9 protein-coding genes are annotated in these 7,917 nt (G+C 71.5%); 4 read left to right on the top strand and 5 right to left on the bottom strand.

Going from position 1 to position 7,917, the window contains the following annotated elements; translation table 11 throughout:
• The coding region (locus ACIOFR_RS26240; RefSeq protein WP_401001412.1) for an FG-GAP repeat domain-containing protein at positions 1 to 393 on the top strand (393 nt) is incomplete at its 5' end.
• A gap of 553 nt (positions 394 to 946) precedes the next feature.
• On the opposite strand, the gene ACIOFR_RS26235 is transcribed toward ACIOFR_RS26240, so the two are convergent.
• The 3 genes from ACIOFR_RS26235 to ACIOFR_RS26225 form a co-directional block, all read right to left on the bottom strand.
• The gene (locus tag ACIOFR_RS26235) at positions 947 to 1,690 is read right to left on the bottom strand and encodes a helix-turn-helix transcriptional regulator (protein ID WP_401001411.1); all 744 of its coding nucleotides are present in this window, start codon (positions 1,688 to 1,690) and stop codon (positions 947 to 949) included.
• 10 nt (positions 1,691 to 1,700) lie between these two features.
• The gene (locus ACIOFR_RS26230; protein WP_401001409.1) at positions 1,701 to 2,639 is read right to left on the bottom strand and encodes an alpha/beta hydrolase; all 939 of its coding nucleotides are present in this window, start codon (positions 2,637 to 2,639) and stop codon (positions 1,701 to 1,703) included.
• Positions 2,640 to 3,077: 438 nt separating this feature from the next.
• The gene (locus tag ACIOFR_RS26225; protein ID WP_401001407.1) at positions 3,078 to 4,148 is read right to left on the bottom strand and encodes an alkene reductase; all 1,071 of its coding nucleotides are present in this window, start codon (positions 4,146 to 4,148) and stop codon (positions 3,078 to 3,080) included.
• 116 nt (positions 4,149 to 4,264) lie between these two features.
• Between ACIOFR_RS26225 and ACIOFR_RS26220 the strand changes: the two genes are divergently transcribed.
• The 3 genes from ACIOFR_RS26220 (at position 4,265) to ACIOFR_RS26210 (ending at position 6,309) form a co-directional block, all read left to right on the top strand.
• Positions 4,265 to 4,633, top strand: coding sequence for a MerR family transcriptional regulator (locus ACIOFR_RS26220; protein ID WP_401001406.1), 369 nt, complete (start codon positions 4,265 to 4,267; stop codon positions 4,631 to 4,633).
• Positions 4,634 to 4,956: 323 nt separating this feature from the next.
• Complete coding sequence (locus tag ACIOFR_RS26215; protein ID WP_401001404.1) at positions 4,957 to 5,406, top strand: hypothetical protein; 450 nt, start codon at positions 4,957 to 4,959, stop codon at positions 5,404 to 5,406.
• Positions 5,407 to 5,832: 426 nt separating this feature from the next.
• Positions 5,833 to 6,309, top strand: a complete 477-nt coding sequence (locus ACIOFR_RS26210; protein ID WP_401001403.1) for a hypothetical protein — start codon at positions 5,833 to 5,835, stop codon at positions 6,307 to 6,309.
• 82 nt (positions 6,310 to 6,391) lie between these two features.
• Here the strand turns inward: ACIOFR_RS26210 and ACIOFR_RS26205 are convergent, their stop codons facing one another.
• Together ACIOFR_RS26205 and ACIOFR_RS26200 are read right to left on the bottom strand one after the other, a co-directional pair.
• Positions 6,392 to 7,135, bottom strand: a complete 744-nt coding sequence (locus ACIOFR_RS26205; RefSeq protein ID WP_401001401.1) for an SDR family oxidoreductase — start codon at positions 7,133 to 7,135, stop codon at positions 6,392 to 6,394.
• Between the two features lie 49 nt (positions 7,136 to 7,184).
• Positions 7,185 to 7,622, bottom strand: coding sequence for a VOC family protein (locus ACIOFR_RS26200; RefSeq protein ID WP_401001400.1), 438 nt, complete (start codon positions 7,620 to 7,622; stop codon positions 7,185 to 7,187).
• Positions 7,623 to 7,917 lie beyond the last annotated feature (295 nt).

The raw sequence follows: 7,917 nt of genomic DNA, 5'->3' as shown, positions 1-7,917 counted from the left end.
GTCGCGTTGTCGGCTGGTTGGCAGAATTTCCTGGGTCAGGCGGGTCAGGGTCGGCTGTACTTCGCGGACGTGAACGGTGATGGCAAGGCCGATCTGATTGCTCAGGGTACTGACGGCAATGTGGGGGTTCACCTCGGCAGTGGCACGAGTTTCGGTGGCAATGTCGCGTTGTCGGCTGGTTGGCAGAATTTCCTGGGTCAGGCGGGTCAGGGTCGGCTGTACTTCGCGGACGTGAACGGTGATGGCAAGGCCGATCTGATTGCTCAGGGTACTGACGGCAATGTGGGGGTCCACCTCGGCAACGGCACCAGCTTCGGCGGCAACGTCGCGCTGTCGGCAGGTTGGCAGAACTACCTCGGTCAGGCAGGCCAGGGCGCCCTCTACTTCGAGTAACAGCCGGATCGCCGTCCTGGACCCAGCCTGACCCACACCCCGCCAGACCAGTCGGATGACGGGGCGCCAGACCCGCGTTGGCCGATCCCACCATCCGGCGGGATCGGCCAACGCAGTCCTCGGCTGCAGCCCCCGTCGCGCAAGGTCCTGACACGGACACTCTCCAGCACGGTGCAGGCCGCGACTGCCCGCACCGCCACGATCCTGATCACCTGTGCCGAGCAGCTCACGGCCACAGGCCACGGACGGCGATGGCGTGATGCCCCGACCGGTCGGGGCATCACGGCTGGTGAGCAGAGGGGCGTCAGGTCAGCCGCAGGCGATGCCTGCCTGTTCGGTGCCCGCTTTGTGTAGAGCGCCACGCTCCGCAGGTTTCCGGTCCCGCCCCAAACGGACGGCCTTTCCATTCGGAACGCTGGGGGGCCTCACCCGCGCCGAGCGACTGTTCACCTCCCCGGCCACCACGGCCTTCGGCCTGGCGGCGTACCTGTCGGACCATGCGGCGTGGCCGGTGCGGGCCGCACTGCCGCGCCAGTACCGTGACCGGAAAGGTTCACCGGAGTGGTGACATCGGTTTCTCGAAGCGGGGCGTGAGCGGGTCCAGTGTGCTGGGCTGCACCGCGCCGGCCGCGGCCGAGCCGCGCAGCAGTTCGGCCAGGTCGTGGGTGTGTGCCTGCTCGGTGGTCGGCACCGCCGCTGTGATGCGGTCCAGCCGGAAGCCCCGGCCGGCCTGTCGCGTGCGGCACCAGGCGATGAGGTACCACCGGCCGTCGGCGGTGAGCAGTCCCGCCGGTTCCACCGCGCGGTCGCTCTCGCGTCCTGCCGCGTCGGAGTAGGACAGCCGTAGGACCGTGTTGGTGGTGAGGGCCTGTTCCACTGCGGTGCGGACCGTGGCGTCGGACGGCGAGGGCAGCGCGACGATCCGGGTGGCCAGTACCTGTGCCGCCGCCGAGGCGGGGCCGGTCATCGAGGCCGCGATCTTCTGGGCTGCCGTCCGGGCCGCACCGGCGTACGGGACGGAGGCGTCGGCGGTGGCGAGGGCGACGGCCAGTGCCGAGGCTTCCTCGGGGGTGAAGCGGATCGGGGGCAGGGTCATCGCCCGGTCGATCGACCATCCCCCGCCCCGCCCGGGGATGGTACGCACCGGGACGCCGGTCTCCATCAGCGCCTGGAGGTCGCGCTGCACGGTGCGGGTACTCACCTCGAAGCGCGCGGCGAGCGCCGCGATCGTCCGTGGCCGCGGCGCCGCCGCTCGAAGCTCCTCCACCAGTGCGTACAGCCGGGCAGTGCGGTTCATGCCGGCGACGCTACCGTCCCGTGGTGGACAGGAAGTCCAGCTCGCGTTGCTGTTCCCGTTCGGTGGCGGTCAGCGGGAAGAGGGTGAAGCCGTGCATGGCACCGGCGACGACACCGAGCTGTACGGGCGCGCCTGCCGCCTGCCACCGTGCGGCCAGGAACAGCGAGTCGTCCCGCAGCGGATCCTCGGTGCCGACGACGATCCGGGCGGGCGGCAGGCCGGCCAGGTCGGCGAACAGCGGTGAGACCTCGGGATCGCGGCGTTGTTCCGCCCCCATGCCCGGGGTGAACAGCTCATAGGTCCGCCGCAGCGTGTCGGTGTTGCTCAGCAGTCGCCGGGAGCCGAAGGATCGCTGACTCGGTGTCATCGACAGGTCGTACGGGCCGAAGAGCAGGTTGGCCGCCCGGAACGCGCCGGTGATGCCGTGCCGGTCGCGAAGGCGCAGGAGCGTCACGACGCTCAGGTGGGCACCGGCGGACTCACCCCCGATCAGCAGCCGTCGGATGCCGAACTCGGCTGCGGCGTGGTCGACCAGCCACCGGGCGGCCGCTTCGCAGTCGTCGGGGCCGGCGGGGAAGGGGTGCTCCGGCGCGAGGCGGTAGTCCACACTGACCACGGCCAGCCGTGCCTGCTCGGCGAGTCGCCACAGTCGTTCGTCCTGCCCGTCCGCGGAGCCGAACGCCCAGCCGCCTCCGTGCAGGTGCAGGTACACGCCGTCGACGTGGTCGGGCACGAACACCCGGACCTTCACCCCGTCCGCGGTGACGCGGTCCTGCCCCTGCGGCAGTCGCGCCGGGGGCGTGTCACCGCCGAGCCGGTTGCGCCGGAGGGCGGCGAGCACGGCCGCGTCCAGCGTCCCGTCGCGTGCCGGGCGGCTCGCGGCAGCGGCCTCGAATTCCTTGTTGAATGCCAGGGTTTCGGCGAGGCAGTCCTCATCGGTGATCGTCATGCCGTCGACCATCGCAGCCGTCCGCGACAACCCCCTGTCACCCTTTCCCGGTGAGCTGCACCACGTTCCCGTGGCGCCGTCGCCACCCCGGGGGAGGTGGCCGTCGTACACCACATCGCGGGAGAAGAACGCTCCTCCAGCAGCGCGATACGTCCGCGGGTCGGATTCGGGACACGGCAGGTCCTTGATCAGTGGCGCGACCAACAGGCATAGCGTGACGGCCGGGAAAGCCCAACGCACTCGATTGCGCCGGAGGAGCCGTGCAACACACCACCACAGCCACTGGGACCCGGCCTCACCGGAAGCCACTGGGCCCGATCCTGCCGGAAGCGTGACGCCCGGCCAGCCATGAGAAGTCGGGGCGGGACGGCTGGCGGTGGTGCTGGTGAGCGAGGCCGAGCACCACCGCCGGCTCCGGTTCCGCTCCGCGGCTCGGGGTCAGGCCGCGTACTGGTGGGCCGGGTAGGTCAGGTAGCCCGCATCGCCGCCCTGGTAGTAGGTGGCCTCGTCGACGGGGGCGATCGGGAGTCCGCCTCGCAGCCGCTCGACCAGGTCGGGGTTGGCGATGAAGGCACGGCCGAAGCTGATGAGGTCGGCACCCATCGCGAGCCAGCGGTCGGCGTCGTCCCGGCCGGTCTGCTTGGGCCCCATCGGAAGCACGGGGTTGACGACGAGGGTGCTCGGCCACGCCCGGCGCAGGGTGAGGAGCAGTTCCTCGTCGGCGGTGGCTTCGAGGTGCACGTATGCCAGCCCGAGGGGGGCCAGTTCGGCGAGCAGCGCGGTGTACAGCTCACGGACGTCGGTCTCCTGCACTCCCCAGAACGTTCCGCCCGGGGAGAGCCGGATGCCTGTCCTGTCCCTGCCGACGGCCTCGACGGTGGCGGTGGCGGCCTCGACGGCGAACCTGATCCGGTTGGCGATCGGGCCTCCGTAGCGGTCCGTGCGCAGGTTGGCGTTGGAGGAGAGGAACTGCGAGATCAGGTAACCGTTGGCGCCGTGCAGCTCCACGCCGTCGAAGCCGGCGTCGATGGCGCGGAGGGCGGCCCGGGCGTACGACCGGGCGTGCTCGGGCACTTCGGCCGTGTCCAGGGCCCGTGGCATCGGGGCGGCCTGCGGCCCGCTCGGGGTGAACACGTCGCCGACGGCGGGGACGGCCGAGGGCCCGACCGGCTGCATGCCGGTGGTGTCGGGGTGCGAGACCCGGCCGCCGTGCATGAGCTGGGCGAAGATCCGTCCGCCGTTGGTGTGGACGGCCGCGGTCGCGAGCCGCCATGCCGCGACCTGCTCGACGGTGTGAAGTCCCGGCGTACCCGGGTTGGACTGCCCGATCAGACTCGGCTGCACGCCCTCGCTGACGATCAGTCCGGCGGTGGCCCGCTGGGCGTAGTAGGTCGCCATCGACGGTGTCGCCAGACCGCCGACGGTGGCCCGCACCCGGGTCATCGGGGCCATGACCACCCGGTTGGGCAAGGTCAGGCCGCCGAGCCGGTAGCCGGTGAACAGGGTCATCTCGGGACTCCTTCGCGGTCGCCGTGCCCGGACGTCGGGCACGGCAGCTACGCTAAAACCTGACACCGACGTCAGAGGCAAGCTGTTGTGACGCGGGACACGGCCGGGAGGACTACATGCGGATCGGCGAGCTCGCGTCACGGGCCGGAGTCAGCGTCCGGTCCGTGCGCTACTACGAGGAGCAGGGGCTGCTCACCAGCACCCGCAGTGCCAGCGGGCAGCGGCACTGCACGGACGGCGATGCCGCGCGGGTCGCGTTCATCCAGCGGCTGTACGCCGCGGGCCTGTCCAGTCGCACCATCGCCGAGCTGCTGCCCTGCGTCGACGAGCCGAGCGAGGCGAACTCCGACTCCGCGCTGGAGCGGATGGCGCTGGAACGCGACCGGCTCTCCACGCACATCGCCGACCTCGTGCGGACCAGGGACGCACTCGACCGACTGATGGCCACGGCCCGGGCGCACCGGGGACAGCAGGGGACGGCGTAGCCGGCCGCCCGGTGAGCCCCGAGCCATCACCCGTCGGCCGTCCCGGCGGTGACCGAACGTCACCTCTCCCTGGACCCTCCGCCCCGGAGCCGCGGCCATGGCGGACCACGTCTCCGCTCGCCTCCGCCGTGATCGCCGGCGGGGTCGGGTCCCTGGACGCCGTACCGGACGTTCGCCCGCCGACGCCGAAACGTCGGGGTCGCCGAGCCGCGCGGGCACCGGGAGCCTCTGCGACGTCCGACGTCCGGCGTGTGCCGAACGCTTGCAGTCGGCACGGCGCGGAGAGACGCTCGGAGCGGGACTGCTCACGGCAAGGAGCGCTCATGTCAACGATTCATCTGCATCAGACGATCGCCGCCACACCCGAGGAGTTCGTCGCCGGGCTCACCGACTTCGGGCCGGGGCGCTCGGAGCTCTTCGGCAACAGCGCGGACAAGTACCTCGAGGTGCACGACCAGGGACCCCACGAGGCCGACGTCACCGAGGGCTCGGCCGGGATCTGGGAACGGTTGCACTACGACTGGTCCGATCCCCACCGCGTCGTCATGACGACCACCGACTCCAACGTGTGGGGCGGAAAGTCGGGCCACACGTACACGTTCACGCCGAAGGCCGACGGGACGACCGAGGTGGACGCCGTCGTGGTCCGGGAAGGCAAGAACTTCAAGGGACGCATGCTCGGCGTGGTCGTCGGCACCGTTGGCAAGCACCACCTCTCGAAGGCCTTCGCCAACACGGGCAAGACCATCGAGGCCCGGCACCGGGCCGACTGAGGCTCGTGAGGTCGCACGGCCCTGCGAGGTCCACCGGGCGCCGTGCGTCCGGTCGTCCGGGGGCGAACGCTCGCGGGCCGGCGCACTCCGTCACCGGACGGCGCAAGGTGCGGGTGGGGTGGAAGGGCGGGAGCATGAACGGAGAACGGTGAGCGCGGCAGGGCGCAGAGGGGCCGTGCGGACTCCTGCGCCCCATCGGCGCGGACGGGTTCGCCGCGGCGGCGCCCAGCGGGACGGCGCCGCCCGGCACCGGACCTGCCGCCGCCGGACAGCCACCGGGGCCGACGGTCCGGCCACGGGTTCCCGAGTCGCGGGACGGGGACGGCCGGGAGCCTGGCGTTCCTCTGCGGGCGAGATCGTCATCGGGTGGCCCCGCGTGTGGCCGTACGGAGGCCGTTGTTCCGGGCGAGGGCGGGAGGAAGTGTCATGACGTGTGTGATGAGGCCGCTGCTCTACGGCGCCGCGGCGGGTGCCGCCGGTACGACGGCGCTCAACATCGTCGGCTACGCGGACATGGCGTTGCGAGCCAGGGCCGCGAGTTCCACCCCGGAGGTCACGCTGCGCGCGTTGGCCGACAGGTTGCATGTGCGCATCCCCGGTGAGGGCCAGGCCCAGGAGAACCGGGTGGCCGGCCTTGCGCCGCTCACGGGCTACGCCGCCGGGCTCGGCATCGGCGCCACCGTCGCACTGGCACGTGCGGCAGGTTGGCGTCCGGGCACGGCGGTGCAGTGCGCCGTCACCACGGCCGGCGTCCTGATCGGCACCAACGGACCGATGACGGTACTCGGCGTCACCGATCCCAGGACGTGGTCCGCGTCCGACTGGATCTCCGACATCGTTCCGCACCTCGCCTACGCGGTCGTGACCGTCGGGCTACTGGACTGGATGGATCCCGCCGCCTGAGCCCTCCAAGCCCCGGCGGCAGCGGCGGCGAGCCGTGGCGGGAACGCGGCGTCCGTTGCCCTTGTTGCTCTCGGCGTGGTCGTCATGTGACGAACTGCTGCCCGCCGTCGATGTCGTAAGTCGCGCCGGTCAACGCCGTGTTGACCATGAGGTGGATGGCCAACGCCGCGACGTCCGCGGGTTCGACGACGCGCCCGATCGGCAGCATCGCGCGCAGCTCGGCGCGGCGTTCCTCGATCCGGTCGCCCAGCAGCGAGGCCGAGAGAGGGGTGTCGACGAAGCCGGCCGCGATCAGGTTGACACGTACCGGTGCGAGTTCGAGCGCAAGGGCCGCGGTGAACGGAGGGAGCGCGTTGGTGGCGGCGGAGGCCACCCCGAGACCTCGTCCGACGCGCCGTGCCCCGGTGCCGCCCATGAAGACCAGGCTGCCCCCAGGTCTCACCCGGCCGACGGCGTTTCGCGCGACCTCGAGCTCCAGCACCGCGTGATCACTGATCGCATCCCGTACCTCTGCGGCGCTCATCGCGAGCAGCGGCCCGTAGCTCGGGCCGCCGGCCGTCACCATCACATGGTCGATCGGGGTCGGCAGGTCCTGGAAGAACGTCGCCAGGGCTGCGGGATCGGTCGCATCGAAGGCAGCGGTGCGCTGCGCGCCGAGATCGCCGGCCGCGCGCTCCAGCCGGCCGGGATCGCGACCGACGAGGACGAGCTCGGCACCCTCGGTCCGGGCACGTCTTGCCGTCTCCAGCCCGATGCCGGCGCTACCGCCGATGACGACGACGGTCTGGCCGAGCAGTTCGGGCTCACGCCCCGGGGTTGTCACCACTGGACTCCTCCTTCGCGTCCCGCCGTCGGGTGGCATCGGCCCGTCACCGTCAGCGGCCCTCCAGGCGAGTCTTGATCTCCTGGAGTAACCAGCCGTTGCCGTCCGGGTCGCTGAACGAGACGAAGGAACCGTAGTCCGCGTGCTCGGGAGCCGGTCCGTCCACGCGTCCCCGGGTCCCGGCTTGGTGGAAGACGCCTGTGATGTCGTGGAACACCTCGCTCACGTCCACTCCGCACTCGACGAGATCCGCCCGGGCCGCGTCGATGTCGTGGACGGAGAGCTGGAGGCCCTGTGCCGAGCCGGACGGGGCCGACGTCACGCCCTCGCCGAAGATGATCGAGCACAGGGAACCCGGCGGGGTGAACTGCACCACCCGGTATCCCTCTTCGACTGTCAGGTCGGCGTCCAGTCGCCAGCCGAGCGAGCCGTAGAAGCGCCTCGCCCGGTCAACGTCCGAGACCGGCAGGATCACGACTTCCAGTCGCATCTCGCCGGCTTCCACGGGAGGCGTTCCCGTGGTCCCGGCGGATCTCGCTTCCACACTGCCCATTCTCCGCCTCCAGCGGTCGGTGGGTAGGCACGGTCGCAGGACGACGAGGCGGACGGCCCGGAACCCACGCCTCCCGGGTTCCCCGGGAGGCGGACCGTGGTCACGACACGGCTCCCCGGCACCGAGGAAGCGCCCCACACCATGAGAACCGCCCCCACCGGCGCCCGCAAGCCAAGGGGGGTGACACACCGAGTGGCAGCCGCTGACCGGCGCGGGATCGGACGCCGGTGAC

The sequence above is a fragment of the Kitasatospora sp. NPDC088346 genome, from assembly GCF_044740765.1.
Classification (GTDB): domain Bacteria; phylum Actinomycetota; class Actinomycetes; order Streptomycetales; family Streptomycetaceae; genus Kitasatospora.
This window is presented reverse-complemented; position numbering and strand designations above follow the sequence as displayed.